Here is a 20502-nt window from a genome sequence, read left to right as displayed (position 1 = left end):
CTGCAGGGGGGACCCTGTGGGAGAGTAGGACGCCGCCGAACAATTATTCCGGGAAAGCCCCGTGCCCTTGTGGCACGGGGCTTTTCTGCGTTCACAGCCGGGCGATTCGAGGCGTCGGCCGCAGCTCGCCCGGTGACGGCGGACAGGCAGACCACCGGGCCGGAACCAGGTTCTGTCTCTCCGATCACGATCGGAGAGACAGAACGTCGACGTGGCGTGTGCTCAGTTCTTATGTGCGGTTACCAGGGCGAAGGAGAGGAACTCTCCACGGTCCGTGGTGAGCATGTCGATAACGGGCTGGTTCGTTCTCTGGCCGTCGGGATGGTGCTCAGCGCCGGCTCGGGCCCACAGCAGCCAGTCCTCCCAGGCGTCCTGCTGCAGCCGCGCGGAAGTGACCTCCACCAGCTCGGTGATGTCCCACTGGAACCGCCACCACTCCGCCGTGTGCCAGGCGATCGCTTCCCAGCCGACCACTTCCTTGATGTGCGGCGGGATCATCCCGAGCTCACGGATCTCGCGTGTCATCGCGGGAGTCGCCACGCCCAGCTGTCCCCCGGGCCGGAGGAAGCGCAGCAAGTAGGGCAGGAAGTTGTCCGCCGTACCGAAGTACTCGAAGGCGTCCACGCTGACGATCGCGTCGAAGCTCTCCTCCTTGAACGGCAGGGCGTGCGCCTCCGCTCGCGCGGCCTCCACCCGGTCGCCGACACCCGCCTCGGCGAAAACCTGTGCCGCCTGTTCGGGCGCGATCCACAGGTCGGCCGCGACGACGTCGACTCCGTACTCGCGGGCCAGGAACACCGACGTGGCGCCCTTGCCGGAGCCGAGGTCGAGAACCCGCATGCCCGGGCGCAGGTCGAGATCGTGGGCGAGGTCCTCCAGCAGCCACAGGGGGTTCGGCCCCATGTCGAGGTCGAGCAGCCAGGCGGGGTCGTACCGGGAGGAGCGGGGATAGCGGTCCGGACGTACGAGAGCGTTCAAGGCAGTCACGAGCACGCACCCAAGCCGATCGTATGCCCGGTCGCAACCCGTTTTGGCCTTCCCGCGTCGGCGCTTGGTTCACGTGGGGGACCGCAACGGTTGTTGCGCTTCGGTGCGGTGGCTCCAGGACCGCCCACTCGCCGTCAGCCCGATCCCCCCTGCTGAGCATGGCCAGAACAACGAGCAGCTGGGCGAAGAGACGCGACCTAGAGTCGGCCGGTCGCCTTCAACGCGAGATAGGCGTCGGCGAGGGCGGGCGCCACAGAGTCGGGCGGGGCGTCGACCACCACCACTCCGTGGCGGCGCAGGCGATCCGCCGTCCGCCGGCGTTGGGCCCGAGTCTGCGTGGCGGCAGCCGCGCCATATGTCGCATCGACGGAGCCCCGCGCCTCGGCCATGTGCTCCACCTGCGGATCTGCCACCGCGGCCACCACTACCGTATGGCGATGAGTGAGCTGCGGAAGGACGGGGAGCAGCCCCTCCTCGACGGGGGCGGCGTCCAGGCTCGTCAGCAGCACGATGAGTGAGCCGCGAGGCGCACTCGCCAGCGCGGCCGTGCAGAGACCCCGGGCATCGGTCTCCACCAGTTCGGGCTCAAGGGGCGCCAGGGCTTCGACCACAGCTGCGAGGACGTCGCCCGTGGCGGCTCTCCCCCGGACCTGGGCGCGGACACGGCGGTCGTAGGCCAGCAGGTTCACCCGGTCACCCGCGCGGGAGGCGAGTGCCGTGAGGAGCAGCGTGGCGTCCATGGCCGCGTCCAGACGCGGAACGTCGCCCACCCGGCCCGCCGACGTACGGCCGGTGTCGAGGACGATGATGATGTGGCGGTCCCGCTCCGGACGCCAGGTACGGACGGCGACCTCGGAACGGCGGGCCGTGGCCCGCCAGTCGATGGAACGGGTGTCGTCGCCCGGCACATAGTCACGCAGGCTGTCGAACTCGGTGCCTTGTCCCCGTGTCAGGGCGCTGGTGCGCCCGTCGAGTTCGCGGAGCCGGGCGATCCGCGACGGCAGGTGCTTACGGCTGGTGAAGGGAGGCAGGACCCTGACCGTCCAGGGGACGACATGACTGCCCTGACGGGCCGCCAGCCGCATCGGTCCGAAGGAACGGACGGTGACGCGCTCGGCCCGGCGGTCACCACGCCGAGAGGGCCGCAGGAGGGTGCTGACGCGCCGGCGTTCGCCTCCCGGCACACTCAGCTCGTGCCGTGACGCGGCTTGTTCCGCCTCTCCCGTCCAGCTGCTGGGCGGCCACGCGTCACGGAGATATGCGCGCAGGCGGCGGCGGGACGGGTTCGTCACCGTCAGGTGCACCTGTGCAGTGTCACCGAGTCGAACGGATGTATCACCAGATCGGGTGAAGTGCAGCGTTCGCACTGGTGCGGCCAGGGCGTAGTCGCAGAGAATCGCCAGGGAGAGGGGGGCGTTGACCGCGAGCATGCCTGTCCAGCTCGGGGCCAGAAGACCTACGGGGAGCGACCCCAGAGCAGCCAGCAGTGCGGTCCGTCCGGTGAGGGCCATGGTCACCGCCTCATCGGGGGACGGGCACGTGAGCGAGCACCGAGGTGATGACGGAGTCGGGGGTGACCCCCTCCATCTCCGCCTCGGGCCGCAGCTGTACGCGGTGGCGGAGGGCGGGCAGAGCCAGGGCTTTCACATCGTCCGGGGTGACGTAGTCCCGGCCGGTGAGCCAGGCCCAGGCGCGCGCGGTGGAGAGCAGGGCGGTTGCTCCTCGGGGGGAGACCCCGAGGGCGAGTGAGGGGGATTCACGCGTGGCACGGCAGATATCCACTACATAGGCGGCTATCTCGGGGGACACCGAGGTCTTGGCCACAGCGGCTCGTGCCGCTTCCAGTTCGGCAGGGCCGGCCACCGGCCGTATGCCGGCGGCGTCGAGGTCACGCGGGTCGAATCCGTCCGCGTGGCGGGTGAGGACGTTGATCTCGTCCTCGCGTGACGGGAGGGGGACCGTCAGTTTGAGGAGGAAGCGGTCCAACTGGGCCTCGGGCAGGGGGTAGGTGCCCTCGTACTCCACCGGATTCTGGGTGGCAGCGACGAGGAACGGGTCGGGCAGTGGGCGCGGAATTCCGTCCACGGTCACCTGGCGCTCCTCCATCGCTTCCAGGAGCGACGACTGGGTCTTCGGCGGGGTCCGGTTGATCTCGTCGGCCAGGAGGAGATTGGTGAACACAGGCCCGGGCTGGAAGGAGAACTCGGCGGATCGGGTGTCGTAGACGAGAGAGCCGGTGACATCGCTCGGCATCAGGTCGGGGGTGAACTGGACACGCTTCGTGTCCAGTTCCAGGGAGGCGGCGAGCGCGCGGACCAGCAGCGTCTTGGCGACTCCTGGCACGCCCTCGAGCAGGACATGGCCCCGGCAGAGCAACGCCACGACGAGCCCGGTGACGGCCGGGTCCTGGCCGACGACGGCCTTGGCGATCTCGGAGCGCAGGGCTTCGAGGGATGCGCGGGCGTTGTCGGAGTCCGCGGAGGCGGGCAGGGCCTCCGGGGTCACCGCAGGCGCGAAGGGCTCCGGGGTCGGGGCGCTCATGAGGTGCGTACCTCTCTTTCGAGGGCGTCGAGTTGGTCGGTCAGGAGTAGGAGGGCGGCGTCGTCGGCCGGAGCCGGGCCGAAGAGGAGGGGGTGCAGGCTGCCGTGCGGGGTGCCGAGGCGTGCGGCGACCGCCGGCAGGAGAACGGCGGGGGAATGGCTGTCCCGGGCGGCCACGCCCAGGAGGAGGGCGATCCGGGTGCGGGCCGCGGAACGCAGTGCGGCGGAGGCGCGGGCGCGGGCACCGGTCTTGCGGTACAGCCGGGCCCGGCCCTCGGTGGCTTCCGAGGCCCGGATGGCGACGGGAAGCCGTTCGGTGACCAGGGGCCCCAGGCGCCGGCCCCGCCAGACGGCGGCGAGCAGGGCTGCGAGGCCGAGTTGAAGCGCGCCCCAGAGCCAGCCCGAGGGAATGAGGGCGAGAAATCCGGTCTCGCCCTCGGAGCCTTCACCACCACCGCCGTCGGTGTCGTCAGGGTGCCCGTCCGCCGTGTCGTGGGCGGATGCGGAGGGATCGTCGAGCGAGGGGAGGTACCAGACCAGATGGGACCGGGATCCGAGGAGTTGCAGGGCGAGCGAGGCGTTGCCCTGCTGGTCGAGGCGGTCGTTGTACAGGATGTCGGGGGAGCCCAGCAGGACGGTGTCACCGGTCCGGGGGCCCGGAAGCATGAGGAGGGTGGGAAGGCCGTCGGCCCGGTAACAGCCGGTCGAGCCCGCCAGGTCCGAGCGGTAACGGACACCGCCCATGTCGGCTGTACCCGCCCCCAGAGCGGCGGAGGAGTCGCACCCCGGCGGCCGTGCGGTCACCGGGACGGACGGCCGCGTCTGCACGCCGGGGGCGAGGGTGGTCACGGACGGACGGCCGGCGGCGACCAGGACGGTGCGGCCGGCGGAGCCGTGGGCCGCTGCATGGAGGCGCCGCTGCTGGTGCGGGGTGAGGACGTCGGGCCCGGCGACGAGGAGGGTGGTACCGGGTCCTGCCGCGCGGGTCGCCTCGTCAAGGGTGGTGACGACGCGCACGGTGATGCCGCGGTCTCCGAGGAGTTCCGCCACGGCCCGGCTGCCGTACCGGTCGGCGGACCGGGGATCGAGCCGCCCGTGCTGGCCTCCGGTACGGACCGCGGCGAAGGTGACGCCGGCGATGACGAGAACGAGGAGGGCGACCAGGAGACCCCGGGCGCGGCGCCAGACCTGGCGGGGCGTCCGGGCCGTCGAGGTGCCGTCGGGCGCGACGGCGGTCAGCGTCATCGGGCAGTCCCCCGGGCCGGGCCCGGTGACAGCAAGGGCGCCGCCTCCACGAGATCCTGGTCGAGGGCGCGGAGTCTCGCGTACGCGGCCTCGTCGGCGGTGCGGCCACCGTATGTGACGTCGTCGAACACGCGGGCGGCGGCGCGTAGGGGACCCGCGTGTCCGGGGAGGAGCCGGCCCGCGTCGGTGGCGGCCTCGTCCGCCGTGCGGCCGGGCCGGGGGTCGAGCACCGTCCGGTCCTCCAGGGACCGCACGAGGGCGCGCATGCGTTCCTGGACGGCTTGGCTCCACCGGTGCGCGGCGGCGTGTTCCTCCGCTGCCGCTCGGTGTTCCTCGGCGCTCCGCGTCCCGTCGCCGAGCACGCTCCGTCCCTGGAACACCGTGCGCCTCGGTGTGCCGAGGCGCCACCACAGGGCGGCGCCCAGGCCGGTCAGGCACAGGGCGATGACGACGAGGCCCAGCGGCCCGCCGGGGGCGGATCCGGCGGCGCCGTCGAGGAGGTCGCCGACCCATTCCCAGAACCGGTCGATGCCGCGCTGGAGGAGGTTCGGATCGTGTTCGTGGTACTTCGGATCGGACAGTTCGTGCTGTGCGGCTTCGCGGGCGGGGACGCGTGAGACGTCCACGGGTATGTCGTCGCCTGCCCGGATCGGCCTTGTCGTTCCTGTGGCGCCCCCCGCCCCCGTCACCGCATCAGCTCCTGGGGGTGTCGTAACCGGGCACGCCCGCTGCCCGCGCGAGTTCGAGGTCGAGGGCCTCGCGGCGGATGCGCCGGTCGATGTAGAGCAGGGCGATCACTCCGGCGGTGAAGGGGTAGGTCAGCGTCGAGACGATCACCTCGCCGATGCCGGTGATGACGAGGAAGGGCCAGCCGAAGTCCGGGGAGTCGTTGCTGAGGAACTCGCTCAGGCCGTCACTGTCCACGGTCACGGCGACGATGCCGAACGGGACGGCGATGATCAAGGTCACGACGATCACCAGCAGGTAGGTGAGGGCCAGGATGCCGAAGATCCGCCACCAGCTGCCCCTGACCAGCTTGGCGGACCTGCGCAGCGAGGTGAGGACGGGCTGTCGCTCCAGCATCAGCGCCGGGGCGGCGAGCGTGAAGCGGACCATCAGCCAGAGGGCGATGACGCAGGCGGCGACGAAGCCGACTGCGGCAAGCGCGATCCCCGCGTCGCCACCGAGGAGCATTCCGGGCAGCAGGCCGACCGCCATGATCGCGGCACTCAGCAGGCTCAGCAGCAGCGTCAGCCCGAGAAGCGGAAGGAGCCGGGGGCGGGCTTCGGAGAAGGCCTCGGAGAGCGTCACGGTGCGGCCCAGGACGGACCGGCTGACGACCACGGTGAGGACCGACGTGGTGAACAGTGTCGCGATCATCGCGAGGAGCGCGGCCGGAGCGCTGGAGACCAGCTGCGACTGCATCGATTCGGTGGCCTGCCTCAGGGCCTCGGCGCCCACGGCGTCCGGATCGACCGAAGTCGGCTCGGGCATGAGGTAGCGCTGTACGAGCAGAACCACGACCTCGGTGATCACGGAGACCGTGAGGCTGACGCCCAGCACGGTGCGCCAGTGGCTGCGCATCGTGGAGACGGCGCCGTCGAGGATCTCACCGACGCCCAGCGGGCGGAGCGGGATGACGCCCGGCTTCGCGGCCAGGGGAGGTCCGCCCCACCCGCCCCCCGGGGGCATGCCGCCCCAGCCCGGTGGGGGCGGGGGTGCGCCGGGCCCGTCGGCGGGAGGATTCGGAGGCGACCACTGCCCGGGGCGGGGCTGCTCAGGAGACCACTGGCCAACAGGGCCGCTTCCGTCGACGGGCGAGGAGGGCCTGGGGATGCCTGTCTCCTGGCCGTCGGAGGGGGCGGATCCGGGCGAGGCCCAGCCCGGAGAGTCGTTCATCGTCGCTCCTTCACGGTCCTGTCCGCTCATCGGGGCGGCAGGTTGTCAGCCATCGTGCCACGGGCGGCGGCGGTGCGGACCGGGCGCCGTATCCCGTTCTCGCCTTCGTGCGCGGGCGGTGCAGCGGGCAGACTGGGCAGATGGCTGATCAGGATGCGCGACCGACGGCGGATATAGAATCCGCGGCTCTTCCCGTACTGCGCTGGCAGGAGGCTCCGGGACGCCCTGCGGTGGTCCTCCTCGACCAGAGGTGGCTGCCCTCGGCGGAGGTGGAGCTGGTGTGCGCGGACGTGCCCGCGCTGGTCGGGGCGATCCGGACGCTGGCGGTGCGGGGGGCTCCTCTGCTGGGTATAGCCGGCGGCTACGGGGTGGCGCTGGCGGCCGCCCGGGGCGATGACGTGGCAGAGGCCGCGCACGCCTTGGAGCAGGCCCGTCCCACGGCGGTGAACCTCGGTTACGGGGCGCGCCGGGTCGCGGGGGCGTACGCGGCGCGAGCCGGGGAGGGCGCGGACCGGGAAGCGGCCGCCGCGGCGGCGCTGGCCGAGGCGCGGGCCCTGCACCAGGAGGACGCGGAGGCGAGTCGGCGCATGGCGCGGCACGGTCTGCGGTTGCTGGGGGAGCTGCTGCCGGGGGGTGGGCATAGGCTGCTCACCCACTGCAACACCGGAGCGCTCGTGTCCGGTGGCGAGGGCACGGCCTTCGCCGTGGCTCTCGAGGCGCACCGGGAGGGCAGTCTGAGGCGGTTGTGGGTGGACGAGACGCGTCCGCTCCTGCAGGGCGCGCGGCTGACGGCGTACGAAGCGGCTCGCAACGGGATGCCGTACACCTTGCTCACGGACAGTGCGGCGGGTTCGCTGTTTGCCGCGGGTGAGGTGGATGGCGTACTCATCGGGGCGGATTGCATCGCCGCGGACGGCTCGGTGGCCAACAAGGTGGGGAGTTATCCGCTGGCGGTGCTCGCGAAGTACCACCACGTGCCCTTCATCGTCGTCGCGCCGACCACGACCGTCGATCCGGGGTCGGCGGACGGGGCGTCGATCGTGGTGGAGCAGCGCTCCGCAGCCGAGGTGACGCAGTTCACACCGGCGCGGATCGCCGGTCCCGGAAGTGATGCGGTCCGGGGGTCGGATCCGGCCGTGGCACCCCAGGGAGCCCCGGCCTACAACCCCGCGTTCGACATCACGCCGCCCGAACTGGTCACGGCGATCGTCACGGAGGAGGGCGTCATTTCCCCGGTCACGGGGGTCGGACTGGCAGAGCTGTGTGCCAGGTCATCGCAGGTAACGATTAGCTAATGGGATGATGTCGTTTATGAAGGGACGCGTCCTTGTCGTCGACGACGACACCGCACTGGCCGAGATGCTCGGCATTGTGTTGCGGGGAGAAGGTTTCGAGCCGTCGTTCGTAGCGGACGGCGACAAGGCACTGGCTGCATTTCGTGAGGCCAAGCCGGACCTGGTGCTGCTGGATCTCATGCTGCCCGGACGGGACGGCATCGAGGTCTGCAGGCTGATCAGGGCCGAGTCGGGTGTGCCGATCGTCATGCTCACTGCCAAGAGCGACACGGTCGACGTGGTGGTGGGTCTGGAGTCCGGGGCCGACGACTACATGGTCAAGCCGTTCAAACCGAAGGAGTTGGTCGCCCGCATCAGGGCACGTCTGCGGAGGTCCGAGGAGCCGGCGCCGGAGCAGTTGGCCATCGGTGACCTGGTCATCGACGTGGCCGGTCACTCGGTGAAGCGGGAAGGGCAGTCCATCGCCCTCACCCCGCTGGAGTTCGACCTGCTGGTCGCTCTCGCCCGCAAGCCCTGGCAGGTCTTCACCCGTGAGGTCCTGCTCGAGCAGGTATGGGGTTACCGCCACGCCGCCGACACCCGTCTGGTGAACGTGCACGTCCAGCGGCTGCGCTCCAAGGTCGAGAAGGACCCGGAGCGGCCGGAGATCGTCGTGACCGTGCGCGGTGTCGGTTACAAGGCCGGACCGAGCTGACATGACCCTGGGCAGCGCTGCTCCGAAACCCGGGGGGCCGGGAGTCCGTACGGAGCGGGCTGCCGGTCCGTCGCGGAGGCTCTCCCGGCTCCGCCGGTCCCTGGCCGGCGGCCGGTTGTTCCACGACCGGTCGCCCGGTGGCCCCGTGCCGCGGCTGCTGCTGCGGTGGATCCGCCGCCCGCTGCTGCCCGCGGCCCGTCTGTGGCGGCGGAACCTGCAGCTGCGCGTGGTCGCGGGCACTCTGCTGATGTCGATCGGCGTGGTGCTGCTGCTGGGGTTCGTCGTGATCGGGCAGGTCAGGAACGGCCTGCTCGACGCGAAGGGCAAGGCCGCGCAGATGCAGGCGGCCGGCGGCTTCGCGGCCGCCCAGGCGAACGCCAACGCGCCGCTCGTCCCGGGTGCCCGGGGCGAGGAGGGGGCCGACGGCATGATGGCCAGCACCTCCTGGCGCACCGAGCTGGTCGACCAGCTCGCCAGCGGCGGGACGAACGCCTTCAACGTCGTGGCCCTCAGCGCCGACTCCGTGGGACAGAGCGCCACGAGCCGCGCACCGCGTGGTTCGGGGAGCGTGGAGGCGTCCAGCGTTCCGCAGCGCCTGAGGGAGGCGGTGGGCAAGGGCCCCGGGGCGTTCCAGACGTACTCCCTGATCCGCTATTCCTACGGGAAGGACCCGCAGCCCGGGCTCGTCGTGGGCAAGCGGCTCTACGACATCGACCACAATCCGTACGAGCTGTACTACCTCTTCCCGCTGACGCAGGAGGAGAAGTCGCTGACCCTCGTCACGACGACGCTGGCCACGGCCGGTCTCTTCGTCGTCGTGCTGCTCGGCGCCATCGCGTGGTTCGTGGTGCGCCAGGTCGTCACTCCCGTGCGGATGGCGGCGGGGATCGCCGAGCGGCTCTCGGCGGGCCGGCTGCAGGAGCGGATGAAGGTCACCGGTGAGGACGACATCGCCCGTCTCGGTGAGGCGTTCAACAAGATGGCGCAGAACCTCCAGCTGAAGATCCAGCAGCTGGAGGAGCTCTCGCGGATGCAGAGGCGCTTCGTCTCCGACGTCAGTCATGAGCTGCGTACACCGTTGACGACCGTGCGGATGGCCGCCGACGTCATCCACGAGGCACGTGTCGACTTCGATCCCGTCACCGCCCGGTCCGCGGAGCTCCTCGGGGACCAGCTGGACCGGTTCGAGTCTCTCCTGTCCGACCTCCTGGAGATCAGCAGGTTCGACGCCGGCGCCGCGGCGCTCGAGGCCGAGCCGATAGACCTGCGCACGGTCGTACGCCGGGTCATCGGCGGCGCCGAGCCGCTCGCGGAACGCAAGGGCAGTCGCATCCGGGTCGTGGGTGACGAGCAGCCCGTGGTCGCGGAGGCCGACGCGCGCCGCGTCGAGCGGGTCCTGCGCAACCTCGTCGTCAACGCCGTGGAGCACGGCGAGGGCCGTGACGTCGTCGTACGGCTGGGGGTGGCCCAAGGAGCTGTGTCCGTCGCGGTCCGTGACTACGGGGTGGGACTGAAGCCAGGTGAGGCCACCCGGGTCTTCAACCGCTTCTGGCGGGCGGATCCCGCGCGCGCCCGCACCACCGGCGGCACCGGGCTGGGCCTGTCGATCGCGGTCGAGGACGCGCGGCTGCACGGCGGCTGGTTGCAGGCGTGGGGAGAGCCCGGGGGCGGCTCGCAGTTCCGACTGACGCTGCCGCGGACGGCGGACGAGCCGCTGCGCGGATCCCCCATACCCCTCGAACCCGAGGACTCCCGGCGCAACCGGGAGAACCGTGAGCGTGCGGAGGCGGCACCGGCGGCGGCCGAGCACCGGCTGATGTCCGTGCCGACCCAGAGTGGTTCGGCCTCGCGTCCGCGGCTGCCCGCTCCGGCGCACGGCCCCGCGGCACAACGTGCGGCCTGCGCGTCCGTCGATCCGGCGGCCCTGCCCGGCAACGGCTCCCGCGTGGTGGCGCGTACGGGCGGGGAACGGCCGGCCGGGGGCCCCGGCCAGGAGACGCAGGACCCGGAGCAGGAGGACTCGACTCGTGGACACTGACCGCCGTCGGGGCGTCCGCCGACGGGCGGTGCGGATGTCCGCGCTGCTCGGCTGCGGCGCCGTGGTACTCGCGGGCTGCGGGGCCATGCCCGTCACCGGTGACGTCAAGGGGGTCGGTGCCTCGCAGCCGGGTGACTCCCAGGTGCAGGTGTATGCCGTGCCTCCGAGGGAGGACGCGGCGCCCATCGAGATCGTCGACGGTTTCCTGGAGTCGATGACGAGTGACGACCCCGACTTCCGGACGACCCGGACCTACCTGACGGCGGAAGCGGCCCGCACCTGGAAGCCGAGCGCGGGCACGACGGTGCTGGCGCAGGCTCCGCATCGCAACGGGCCGACGCTCCGTGACGTCGACCGCAAGGCCGCCGGCACCACGTACACGCTCACGGGTGAGCAGGTGGCGGTGGTGGACGCGCAGAGTTCCTACCGGCCGCTCGCGCCGGCGGAGTACTCGCAGGCGCTGCACCTGGTGCGGCAGAAGGGTGCGGACGGCAAGCAGGAGTGGCGCATCGACGTCGTACCGGACGGCCTGGTGCTCGGGCAGTCCGACTTCAAGCGCCTCTACCGGTCGGTGAACAAGTACTACTTCGCGGGCGGGCGGGCGGACGGGGACGCTCCACTGGTCGCCGATCCCGTCTACGTCAGGAACCGTACGGACCCCGTCACGCGGATGGACACGGCGACGCAGACGGTCCGGTCGCTGCTGCAGGGGCCGTCGGACTGGTTGCGCCCGGTGGTCGACTCGCGTTTCCCGGCCGGTACGGCGCTGCGGAGCGATGTGACCGCCCTGGCGCCCGACGACCAGAACGTCCTGCGGGTGCGGCTCAACAAGAAGGCCGACAAGGCCGGTCAGGGCGCCTGCCGGATGATGGCGGTCCAGGTGCTGTTCACCCTGCGGGACCTGACCTCGGCCCGGGTGGGCCAGGTGGAGCTGCAGGGTGAGCGCGGCCCGCTGTGCTCCCTGGGCGCCGACGAGGCCGAGGAGCTGGCGTCGGACAGCGGTTCCGAGGCCCCGGACAGCCAGTACTTCGTCGACGACAAGGGACACGTCAAGAGGATCCCCGGAAGCAGCAGGGGAAGTGGTGAGCCGGAACCGGTGACCGGCCCGCTCGGCTCCGGCCAGGTGGCCATGAGTGCCGTGGGTGTGGCCCGGGACGAACAGCGGGCCGCCGCGGTCTCGGCGGACCGGCAGTATCTCTACGTGTCCTCCCTGACCTCGGAGAGCGAGCTGGGCGCCCCGGCCGTGACCAGCCGGGCCGCGAAGGCCGGGGACCGGCTCTCGGCCCCGAGCTGGGACGGCACGGGCGACCTGTGGGTCGCCGACCGCGATCCGTCCGGTCCGAGGCTGCTGCGCCTGGTGGACGGTGAGGGGGCGCCGCAGGAGGTGGCGGTGCCCGGTCTGGGCGGTGGGCGCGTCGAGGCGCTGCGGATGTCGGCCGACGGTGTCCGGATCGCCCTGCGGGTGACCGAGCGCGGGCACACGACGCTGCGGATCGGCCGTGTCGAGCGCCACGGCTCGGGGGAGTCCGAACGCGCGTCCGTCGAGGACCTGCGCCAGGCGGCGCCCCAGCTGGCCGACGTCACGGCATTCTCCTGGTCGGGCCGCAGCCGTCTCGTGGTGGTCGGCCGGGAGGAGGGGGGCGTGCAGCAGGTGCGCTACGTGCAGGCCGACGGTTCCACCTCCTCGTCCGGGGTCCTGCCGGGCGTGAACCAGGTGACGGCGGTCGCCGCGGCGGACGACGAGCAGCTGCCGCTGATGGCGGACACCGAGAGTGACGGGATGGTGAAGCTGTCGCCGGGGGACAACTGGCAGACGGTCCTGAAGGACGGTTCCTCGCTCGTCTACCCGGGCTGAGCCGGGGCGGCGGCCTCGTCCTCGGCGTCTGTCCACAGGCTCTGTCCACAGGCCGCGCCGGCACCCGGCCGTCCGGGGCACAGTGGCCGCATGAGGACATGGTGGCGGGAGATCGGCGGCCTGGTCCTGCCCGTGGCCTGTGCCGGCTGCGGGCGGCCGCGCGCGGAGCTGTGCGAAGCGTGCGCGGCGGTGCTGGCCACGGTGCCGCGCCGTGTGCGGCCCGCGCCCCTGCCCGCCGGCCTCCCGTCCGTGTACGCGGTCGCGCCCTACGAGAGCACGGTCCGCGCGATGCTGCTGGCCCACAAGGAGCGAGGCGCACTGGGGCTGGCCCGTCCGCTCGGTCGGGCGTTGGCGGCCGCGGTGCGGGCCGGGGAGGGGCGGACGGGCGCCGCGGGGCCCCTGCTCCTGGTGCCCGTGCCGTCGGCGAAGCGTGCCACGGCCGCGCGGGGGCACGATCCGACGCGCAGGATCGCGCTGGCGGCAGCGGCCGGTTTGCGGCGCGGCGGGACGGGGGCGCGGGTGCTGCCGGTGTTGAGGCAGCGGCGCGTGGTGGCCGACCAGGCGGGGCTCGGTGGCCGGGCGCGGCAGGTGAATGTGGCGGGGGCGCTGGAGGTGGCGCCCGGTGGCCGGCGCCTGCTCCGAGGCGGCCGGGTGTGGCTGGTGGACGATCTGCTGACCACGGGGGCGTCGCTGGCGGAAGCGGCGCGGGCGGTCCGTTCGGTGGGAAGCGCGGGGCGGGCCGCCGAGGCCGCCGGTCAGGCCGCTGGGGTCTCCCCGGCATCCCTGCGGGCAGCTGTTGTCGCAGCATCTCCCTCGGCTTTCGAAATAAACCGGAACTGACAGAATTTTTGTGTCCTTGCAGGTGACGAGTGGGGAAAGCGACCTGATCGGAGGTACGCGTGAGTAGCGGGTGCCGATACGGCGGTGGGCAGGCTATGTTCGGTGGTGAGGGACGGTGAAGGCCGCACCTCGGAGAATGCACCACCACTTTTCGGGCAGGTAACTCACCGGTAGGCCAGAACATGGAAGTCGGTGGGGTGAAACCCCGCCGAAGGGGGAGGAGGAGGTGAAATTCACCGAGTCCGCGGCTCCGGCGCTTACCGGAGCCTGGTGCAAAAGGGAGATGCTCCGCCGCTGAAGCGGAGCGATCCGGGAACGGAGTTCTGCGTGGACATCGTCGTCAAGGGCCGCAAGACCGAGGTGCCCGAGCGGTTCCGCAAGCACGTGGCCGAGAAGCTGAAGCTGGACAAGATCCAGAAGTTCGACGGCAAGGTGATGAGCCTGGACGTCGAGGTGTCCAAGGAGCCGAACCCCCGTCAGGCCGACCGTGCGGCCCGCGTGGAGATCACGCTCCGCTCGCGAGGGCCGGTCATCCGGGCGGAGGCGGCGGCGGGTGACCCGTACGCGGCGCTGGACCTGGCCACCGACAAGCTGGACGCGCGGCTGCGCAAGGAGCACGACAAGCGTTACAGCAGGCGTGGCAGCGGCCGCCTGTCGGCCGCCGAGGTGGGAGAGGTCGTACCGGACGCGGCCTCCTTCAACGGGGACGGCGAGCTGATCCCCGAGGAGACCGCGGCGTCGGTGCCCACCACCAGGATCGGCTCGCTCGAGGTCCAGGGCGACGGGCCGCTCGTGGTGCGCGAGAAGACGCACACCGCCGCGCCCATGACGCTCGACCAGGCGCTCTACGAGATGGAACTGGTCGGTCACGACTTCTACTTGTTCATCGACTCCGAGACCAAGGAGCCCAGTGTCGTCTACCGGCGGCACGCCTACGACTACGGTGTCATCCACCTGAGGACCGACCCGCTGGCCTCCGACGGGGCAGGCGGCGCGGGCGGTGCGCTCGGCGGCTGATCACACGTATCCGCAGTGCGTACAGGTGCCCCTGGAAGCGTTTGCGCGTTCCGGGGGCATCCGTACGCGGCCAGATGGTCACCGCGGGTACGCCGGGGCATGGAATCATGGCGGCCCAAGCCAAACGGTGCTCCCAGGACCGCCGTTGGCGGACAGCCTGTGACCTCAGGCCGTGGCCTTCAGGGGGAGGAACGATGGCGGACACCTTCGGGCCGGTGCGCAGGGCGAACGCTGCCGACGACATGCCCGGTGCGGCTTCCGGTACGGATCCGGGCGCGGGGGGCGGCGCTTCCGGAAAGGAACCGATCCGGGTCCTCGTCGTGGACGACCACGCCCTCTTCCGCAGGGGACTGGAGATCGTGCTCGCGCAGGAGGAGGACATCCAGGTCGTCGGAGAGGCGGGGGACGGGGCGGAGGCGGTCGACAAGGCGGCGGACCTCCTGCCCGACATCATCCTGATGGATGTCCGGATGCCCAAGCGCGGAGGCATCGAGGCCTGTACCTCCATCAAGGAGGTGGCTCCCAGCGCGAAGATCATCATGTTGACGATCAGCGACGAGGAGGCCGACCTCTACGAGGCGATCAAGGCGGGCGCCACCGGCTACCTCCTCAAGGAGATCTCCACCGACGAGGTGGCCACGGCCATTCGGGCGGTGGCCGACGGTCAGTCCCAGATCAGCCCGTCCATGGCCTCGAAACTGCTCACCGAGTTCAAGTCGATGATCCAGCGCACCGACGAGCGCCGGCTCGTGCCCGCGCCCCGGCTCACCGAGCGGGAGCTGGAAGTGCTCAAGCTGGTGGCCACGGGGATGAACAACCGTGACATCGCCAAGGAGTTGTTCATTTCCGAGAACACGGTGAAGAACCACGTCCGCAATATCCTGGAGAAGCTGCAGCTGCACTCCCGGATGGAGGCCGTGGTGTATGCCATGCGGGAGAAGATCCTCGAGATCGGGTAGGGCGGTGGCCGTGCCGCCGTGACCGCTTCGTGGACGTGACACCGATCCGTGGACGTGACCGACCCGTGGATCCTGGTGGGCGCACCAGGGCAGCGACGGCGCCCTGCCCCGCGCCGCCTCAGCGACGCCCGAGCACCCATGTGCGGACGCCCCGCACGCCCTGGGTGAGGCAGCGCTTCCCGAGGCCGTGCTTGATCCACCGGGGACCGCGGGAGGGGTCTCAGGCCGCGATGCGAGCGATTTCCGCACGCAGTGGTTCCCGCAGCTCAGGGGCGTCGACCCGCTCCAGCCGGACGTCCGTGCAGCCGACCCAGGACGCCGCCTCCACCAGAGCCTGCGCCATCGGCGTCACGGCCTTCCCGTCCTCCAGTGACACCTGGCGGGCGACGAGGGTGGTGCCCTCACGTGCCGGGTCGACCCGGCCGCGCAGCCTGCCTCCCGCGAGCAGTGGCATGGCGAAGTAGCCGTGCACGCGCTTCGGCCGGGGTACGTACGCCTCCAGGCGGTGGGTGAAGGCGAAGATCCGCTCGGTACGGGCCCGCTCCCAGATCAGCGAGTCGAAGGGGGACAGCAGGGTCGTGCGGTGCCGGCCGCGCGGCTCCGAGGCAAGGGCTCGGGGATCCGCCCAGGCTGCCTTGCCCCACCCGCGGACCGACACCGGCACCAGGCCGGAGTCCGCCACCACCGCGTCGAACTGCTCGGCCTTGAGCCGGTGGTAGTCCGCGATGTCCGCGCGGGTCCCGACCCCCAGCGACCGGCCGGCCAGCGCGACCAGGCGCCGGGTGCACTCCGCGTCGTCGAGATCGTCGTGGAGGAGGGTGTCCGGGATCGCCCGCTCGGCCAGGTCGTAGACACGCTTCCAGCCGCGCCGCTGGGTGCACACCACCTCGCCGTACATCAGGGCCCGTTCCACGGCGACCTTCGAGGCGGACCAGTCCCACCACTCACCGCCGTTCTTCGCGCCACCGAGCTCCGTGGCCGTCAGCGGACCCTCGGCGCGCAACTGCCTGATCACCGTGTCGTACGACCCGGCGGGCAGGTCGTGGTTCCACTGCGGCCGCGACCGGTAGGCGCGGCGGCGGAACGCGAAGTGCGGCCACTCCTCGACCGGCAGGATGCACGCGGCGTGCGACCAGTACTCGAACGACCGGCCCCCCGACCAGTAGGCGTCCTCGACACCACGGCGGCCGACGGCGCCGAGCCGCGCGTACGGAACGAGCTCGTGCGACCGGGCGAGGACCGAGATGGTGTCGAGCTGGACGGCTCCGAGGTGGCGCAGGACGCCCGGCACCCCGCCCCGGCGGTCCGGCGCCCCCAGGAAGCCCTGCGCGCGCAGGACTATCCGGCGTGCCTGGTCGGCGGAGAGTTCCAGAACGGGCTGCGGCACAGGCGTCATGGACCGAACCCTAAAGGGCCCCACCGACATCGGACGCCGGCAGATGCGGATGGGCTCCGGGCAGTCCGAGGTCGGAGGGGAGCAGTGCCCCGGTCCAGGTGTCGCGCCGTACCCCCTTGTTGAGGAGGGCGGCCCGCTGCTCCCCCTCCATACGGAAGCCCGCACGCAGCGCGACGGCCCGGGACGGTGCGTTGCCGGTCTCGGTCCGCCACTCGAGCCGGCCCGCGGCGAGGGCGGTGAACGCCCATCGGGCGGCTGCCCGTAGCGCCTCCGTCGTGTAGCCCCGGCGGCGGTGTTCCGGGGCGGTCCAGAAGCCCACCTCGTAGGTGCCGGGGTGGGTGCGGCGGTGGATGCCGAGCGCGCCGGTGACGGCCCCGCCGTCCCGCGCCGTCACGGCGAAGTGGTAGTCCGTGTCGTCCTGCCAGCCCCTGGGGGAGAGCTCGCGGATGAATTCCTCCGCGTCGGCGCGGGTGTACGGGGAGGGGATCACGGTCCAGCGCTGGATGTCCGGGTCCTGGCAGGCGGTGTGCACCTCGTCCGTGTCCCGGGGTCCGAAGGGCCGCAGGAACAGGCGCTCGGTGGTGAGGGTGATCGGTTCCATGCGGGAATTGTGGTGATCCGCCACCCGGGACGCGACCTCTTTACCGGCTTCCCGGCACCTTCCGTACCCCCCGGCCGTTGTCCAGGGAGGGTGCGGCGAGGTCGACGCGGTAGCAGCCCTCCCGGCGCGGTGGGGTCCTCGCTTACGATGGCCGTTGCGGTGGGGCCCACCTGCCGTGCCCGCGCCAGAGTCCATAACACGACCCAGTGCCAGGCCCGACCGGCAAGGAGACCAGCCTCAGTGTCCGTCTTCAACAAGCTCATGCGTGCAGGCGAAGGCAAGATCCTGCGCAAACTGCACCGCATCGCGGACCAGGTCAGCTCCATCGAAGAGGACTTCGTCAACCTCTCCGACGCCGAGCTGCGGGCGCTCACCGACGAGTACAAGGAACGGTACGCGGACGGCGAGAGCCTGGACGACCTGCTTCCCGAAGCATTCGCGACCGTCCGTGAGGCCGCGAAGCGTGTCCTCGGGCAGCGCCACTACGACGTCCAGATGATGGGCGGCGCCGCCCTGCACCTCGGTTACGTCGCCGAGATGAAGACCGGTGAGGGCAAGACCCTCGTCGGTACGCTCCCGGCGTACCTCAACGCGCTGTCCGGCAAGGGCGTGCACCTGATCACGGTGAACGACTACCTCGCCGAGCGCGACTCCGAGATGATGGGGCGCGTCCACAAGTTCCTCGGTCTCGAGGTCGGCTGCATCATCGCCAACATGACGCCGGCGCAGCGCCGTGAGCAGTACGCCTGCGACATCACGTACGGCACGAACAACGAGTTCGGCTTCGACTACCTCCGCGACAACATGGCGTGGTCCAAGGAGGAGCTCGTCCAGCGCGGCCACAACTTCGCGATCGTGGACGAGGTCGACTCCATCCTCGTCGACGAGGCGCGTACGCCGCTGATCATCTCCGGCCCCGCCGACCAGGCCACCAAGTGGTACGGCGACTTCGCGAAGCTGGTCACGCGTCTCACCAGGGGTGAGCCGGGCAATCCGCTGAAGGGCGTCGAGGAGACCGGTGACTACGAGGTCGACGAGAAGAAGCGGACCGTGGCCATCCACGAGCCCGGTGTCTCCAAGGTCGAGGACTGGCTCGGGATCGACAACCTCTACGAGTCGGTGAACACCCCGCTCGTCGGTTACCTCAACAACGCGATCAAGGCCAAGGAACTCTTCAAGAAGGACAAGGACTACGTCGTCATCGACGGCGAGGTCATGATCGTCGACGAGCACACCGGCCGTATCCTCGCGGGCCGCCGTTACAACGAGGGCATGCACCAGGCGATCGAGGCGAAGGAAGGGGTGGACATCAAGGACGAGAACCAGACGCTCGCCACGATCACCCTGCAGAACTTCTTCCGCCTGTACGACAAGCTGTCGGGCATGACCGGTACGGCGATGACCGAGGCGGCCGAGTTCCACCAGATCTACAAGCTGGGTGTCGTCCCGATCCCGACGAACCGGCCGATGGTCCGGGCCGACCAGTCGGACCTCATCTACCGCACCGAGGTCGCGAAGTTCGCCGCGGTCGTCGACGACATCGCGGAGAAGCACGAGAAGGGGCAGCCGATCCTGGTCGGCACGACCTCGGTGGAGAAGTCCGAGTACCTCTCGCAGCAGCTCTCCAAGCGCGGTGTCCAGCACGAGGTCCTCAACGCCAAGCAGCACGACCGGGAGGCGACGATCGTCGCCCAGGCCGGCCGCAAGGGCGCGGTCACGGTCGCCACGAACATGGCCGGCCGAGGCACGGACATCAAGCTCGGCGGCAACCCGGACGACCTCGCGGAGGCGGAGCTGCGGCAGCGCGGTCTCGACCCCGTCGAGCACGTCGAGGAGTGGGCGGCCGCGCTGCCCGCCGCGCTGGAGAGGGCCGAGCAGGCCGTGAAGGCCGAGTTCGAAGAGGTCAAGGAACTCGGCGGGCTGTACGTGCTCGGCACCGAGCGGCACGAGTCGCGGCGCATCGACAACCAGCTGCGCGGGCGTTCCGGCCGCCAGGGCGACCCGGGCGAGTCCCGGTTCTACCTCTCGCTGGGTGACGACCTCATGCGTCTGTTCAAGGCGCAGATGGTCGAGCGCGTCATGTCGATGGCGAACGTCCCCGACGACGTGCCCATCGAGAACAAGATGGTGACCCGCGCGATCGCGTCCGCGCAGTCGCAGGTCGAGCAGCAGAACTTCGAGACGCGTAAGAACGTCCTGAAGTACGACGAGGTGCTCAACCGGCAGCGCGAGGTCATCTACGGCGAGCGGCGGCGGGTCCTGGAGGGCGAGGACCTGCAGGACCAGATCCGCCACTTCATGGACGACACGATCGACGACTACATCCGTCAGGAGACGGCCGAGGGCTTCGCCGAGGAGTGGGACCTGGACCGGCTGTGGGGCGCCTTCAAGCAGCTCTACCCGGTGAAGGTCACGGTCGAGGAGCTCGAGGAGGCCGCCGGCGACCTGGCGGGTGTCACGGCCGACTTCATCGCCGAGTCCGTCAAGGACGACATCCACCAGCAGTACGAGGAGCGCGAGAAGACGCTCGGTTCCGACATCATGCGTGAGCTGGAGCGGCGCGTGGTGCTGTCCGTCCTCGACCGCAAGTGGCGCGAGCACCTCTACGAGATGGACTACCTCCAGGAGGGCATCGGCCTGCGGGCCATGGCGCAGAAGGACCCGCTGGTCGAGTACCAGCGCGAGGGCTTCGACATGTTCAACGCCATGATGGAGGGCATCAAGGAGGAGTCCGTCGGCTACCTGTTCAACCTGGAGGTCCAGGTGGAGCAGCAGGTCGAGGAGGTCCCGGTGCAGGACGCGGAGCGGCCCTCCCTGGAGAAGCAGGGTGCCGCGCCGGTGGCGGCGGGCGGCCGTCCGGAGATCCGGGCCAAGGGCCTGGAGGCCCCGCAGCGGCCCGACCGGCTGCACTTCTCGGCTCCCACGGTGGACGGGGAGGGCGGGGTCGTCGAGGGCGACTTCGCCAGCGGCGACGGTGACGGCAGCCGCCCCGACGGTGACGGGATGACGCGCGCGGAGCGCCGCAAGGCGCAGAAGAGCGGTGGCGGCGGCCGTCGCCGCAAGAAGTAGCGCACAGCAAGTAGCGCACAGCGTTTTGATCGGCCTGGGCCGGGGCACCGCAGGGTGCCGCGGGACC

General features: G+C 71.0%; 16 protein-coding genes. 8 read left to right on the top strand and 8 right to left on the bottom strand.

Annotated elements, in window-relative coordinates:
• Positions 1–222 precede the first annotated feature (222 nt).
• From ABZ371_RS12565 to ABZ371_RS12540, 6 genes are all read right to left on the bottom strand, one after another.
• The gene (locus ABZ371_RS12565; protein ID WP_358677414.1) at positions 223–987 is read right to left on the bottom strand and encodes a methyltransferase domain-containing protein; all 765 of its coding nucleotides are present in this window, start codon (positions 985–987) and stop codon (positions 223–225) included.
• 197 nt (positions 988–1184) lie between these two features.
• Entirely contained in the window at positions 1185–2498 is a 1314-nt protein-coding gene (locus ABZ371_RS12560) for a DUF58 domain-containing protein (RefSeq protein ID WP_358677411.1), read from the bottom strand.
• Positions 2499–2508: 10 nt separating this feature from the next.
• On the bottom strand, positions 2509–3528 hold the full coding sequence (locus ABZ371_RS12555; RefSeq protein ID WP_358677408.1) for a MoxR family ATPase: 1020 nt from the start codon (positions 3526–3528) through the stop codon (positions 2509–2511).
• Complete coding sequence (locus ABZ371_RS12550) at positions 3525–4772, bottom strand: DUF4350 domain-containing protein (protein ID WP_358677405.1); 1248 nt, start codon at positions 4770–4772, stop codon at positions 3525–3527. Before ABZ371_RS12550 ends, ABZ371_RS12555 begins: the two co-directional genes overlap by 4 nt.
• Positions 4769–5461: a DUF4129 domain-containing protein gene (locus ABZ371_RS12545; protein ID WP_358677402.1), complete on the bottom strand. Its 693-nt coding sequence runs from the start codon at positions 5459–5461 to the stop codon at positions 4769–4771. Before ABZ371_RS12545 ends, ABZ371_RS12550 begins: the two co-directional genes overlap by 4 nt.
• Positions 5462–5465: 4 nt before the next feature.
• Positions 5466–6671 (bottom strand): glycerophosphoryl diester phosphodiesterase membrane domain-containing protein, encoded by a 1206-nt coding sequence (locus ABZ371_RS12540; protein WP_358677399.1) that lies wholly within the window; start codon positions 6669–6671, stop codon positions 5466–5468.
• Between the two features lie 140 nt (positions 6672–6811).
• Between ABZ371_RS12540 and mtnA the strand changes: the two genes are divergently transcribed.
• From mtnA to ABZ371_RS12505, 7 genes are all read left to right on the top strand, one after another.
• The gene (gene mtnA, locus ABZ371_RS12535; protein ID WP_358677396.1) at positions 6812–7966 is read left to right on the top strand and encodes an S-methyl-5-thioribose-1-phosphate isomerase; all 1155 of its coding nucleotides are present in this window, start codon (positions 6812–6814) and stop codon (positions 7964–7966) included.
• 4 nt (positions 7967–7970) lie between these two features.
• Positions 7971–8660: a two-component system response regulator MtrA gene (gene mtrA / locus ABZ371_RS12530; protein ID WP_358677394.1), complete on the top strand. Its 690-nt coding sequence runs from the start codon at positions 7971–7973 to the stop codon at positions 8658–8660.
• A gap of 1 nt (position 8661) precedes the next feature.
• Positions 8662–10698, top strand: a complete 2037-nt coding sequence (mtrB, locus tag ABZ371_RS12525; RefSeq protein ID WP_358677392.1) for an MtrAB system histidine kinase MtrB — start codon at positions 8662–8664, stop codon at positions 10696–10698.
• Between the two features lie 34 nt (positions 10699–10732).
• Positions 10733–12553 (top strand): LpqB family beta-propeller domain-containing protein, encoded by a 1821-nt coding sequence (locus tag ABZ371_RS12520; protein WP_358677416.1) that lies wholly within the window; start codon positions 10733–10735, stop codon positions 12551–12553.
• A gap of 90 nt (positions 12554–12643) precedes the next feature.
• Complete coding sequence (locus tag ABZ371_RS12515; RefSeq protein ID WP_358677390.1) at positions 12644–13393, top strand: ComF family protein; 750 nt, start codon at positions 12644–12646, stop codon at positions 13391–13393.
• Positions 13394–13720: 327 nt separating this feature from the next.
• Entirely contained in the window at positions 13721–14410 is a 690-nt protein-coding gene (gene raiA, locus ABZ371_RS12510) for a ribosome-associated translation inhibitor RaiA (RefSeq protein ID WP_358677387.1), read from the top strand.
• 194 nt (positions 14411–14604) lie between these two features.
• Positions 14605–15369, top strand: a complete 765-nt coding sequence (locus ABZ371_RS12505; RefSeq protein WP_358677384.1) for a response regulator transcription factor — start codon at positions 14605–14607, stop codon at positions 15367–15369.
• A gap of 220 nt (positions 15370–15589) precedes the next feature.
• Here ABZ371_RS12505 and ABZ371_RS12500 read toward each other — a convergent pair whose 3' ends face one another.
• Together ABZ371_RS12500 and ABZ371_RS12495 are read right to left on the bottom strand one after the other, a co-directional pair.
• Positions 15590–16765: a crosslink repair DNA glycosylase YcaQ family protein gene (locus ABZ371_RS12500; protein WP_358677382.1), complete on the bottom strand. Its 1176-nt coding sequence runs from the start codon at positions 16763–16765 to the stop codon at positions 15590–15592.
• 10 nt (positions 16766–16775) lie between these two features.
• Positions 16776–17366: a GNAT family N-acetyltransferase gene (locus tag ABZ371_RS12495; RefSeq protein WP_358677379.1), complete on the bottom strand. Its 591-nt coding sequence runs from the start codon at positions 17364–17366 to the stop codon at positions 16776–16778.
• Between the two features lie 240 nt (positions 17367–17606).
• Here ABZ371_RS12495 and secA point away from each other — a divergent pair, with 240 nt between their 5' ends.
• Positions 17607–20435: a preprotein translocase subunit SecA gene (gene secA / locus ABZ371_RS12490; RefSeq protein WP_358677376.1), complete on the top strand. Its 2829-nt coding sequence runs from the start codon at positions 17607–17609 to the stop codon at positions 20433–20435.
• Positions 20436–20502 lie beyond the last annotated feature (67 nt).

This window comes from Streptomyces sp. NPDC005899, from assembly GCF_040629645.1.
Lineage (GTDB): Bacteria > Actinomycetota > Actinomycetes > Streptomycetales > Streptomycetaceae > Streptomyces.
This window is presented reverse-complemented; position numbering and strand designations above follow the sequence as displayed.

Coding starts and splice junctions, on each gene's coding strand:
- ABZ371_RS12560 (WP_358677411.1), bottom strand. CDS start 2,498: ATGGCCCTCACCGGACGGACCGCACTGCTGGCTGCTCTGGGGTCGCTC.
- ABZ371_RS12555 (WP_358677408.1), bottom strand. CDS start 3,528: ATGAGCGCCCCGACCCCGGAGCCCTTCGCGCCTGCGGTGACCCCGGAG.
- ABZ371_RS12550 (WP_358677405.1), bottom strand. CDS start 4,772: ATGACGCTGACCGCCGTCGCGCCCGACGGCACCTCGACGGCCCGGACG.
- ABZ371_RS12540 (WP_358677399.1), bottom strand. CDS start 6,671: ATGAACGACTCTCCGGGCTGGGCCTCGCCCGGATCCGCCCCCTCCGAC.
- mtnA (WP_358677396.1), top strand. CDS start 6,812: ATGGCTGATCAGGATGCGCGACCGACGGCGGATATAGAATCCGCGGCT.
- mtrA (WP_358677394.1), top strand. CDS start 7,971: ATGATGTCGTTTATGAAGGGACGCGTCCTTGTCGTCGACGACGACACC.
- mtrB (WP_358677392.1), top strand. CDS start 8,662: ATGACCCTGGGCAGCGCTGCTCCGAAACCCGGGGGGCCGGGAGTCCGT.
- ABZ371_RS12520 (WP_358677416.1), top strand. CDS start 10,733: ATGTCCGCGCTGCTCGGCTGCGGCGCCGTGGTACTCGCGGGCTGCGGG.
- ABZ371_RS12515 (WP_358677390.1), top strand. CDS start 12,644: ATGAGGACATGGTGGCGGGAGATCGGCGGCCTGGTCCTGCCCGTGGCC.
- ABZ371_RS12505 (WP_358677384.1), top strand. CDS start 14,605: ATGGCGGACACCTTCGGGCCGGTGCGCAGGGCGAACGCTGCCGACGAC.
- ABZ371_RS12500 (WP_358677382.1), bottom strand. CDS start 16,765: ATGACGCCTGTGCCGCAGCCCGTTCTGGAACTCTCCGCCGACCAGGCA.
- ABZ371_RS12495 (WP_358677379.1), bottom strand. CDS start 17,366: ATGGAACCGATCACCCTCACCACCGAGCGCCTGTTCCTGCGGCCCTTC.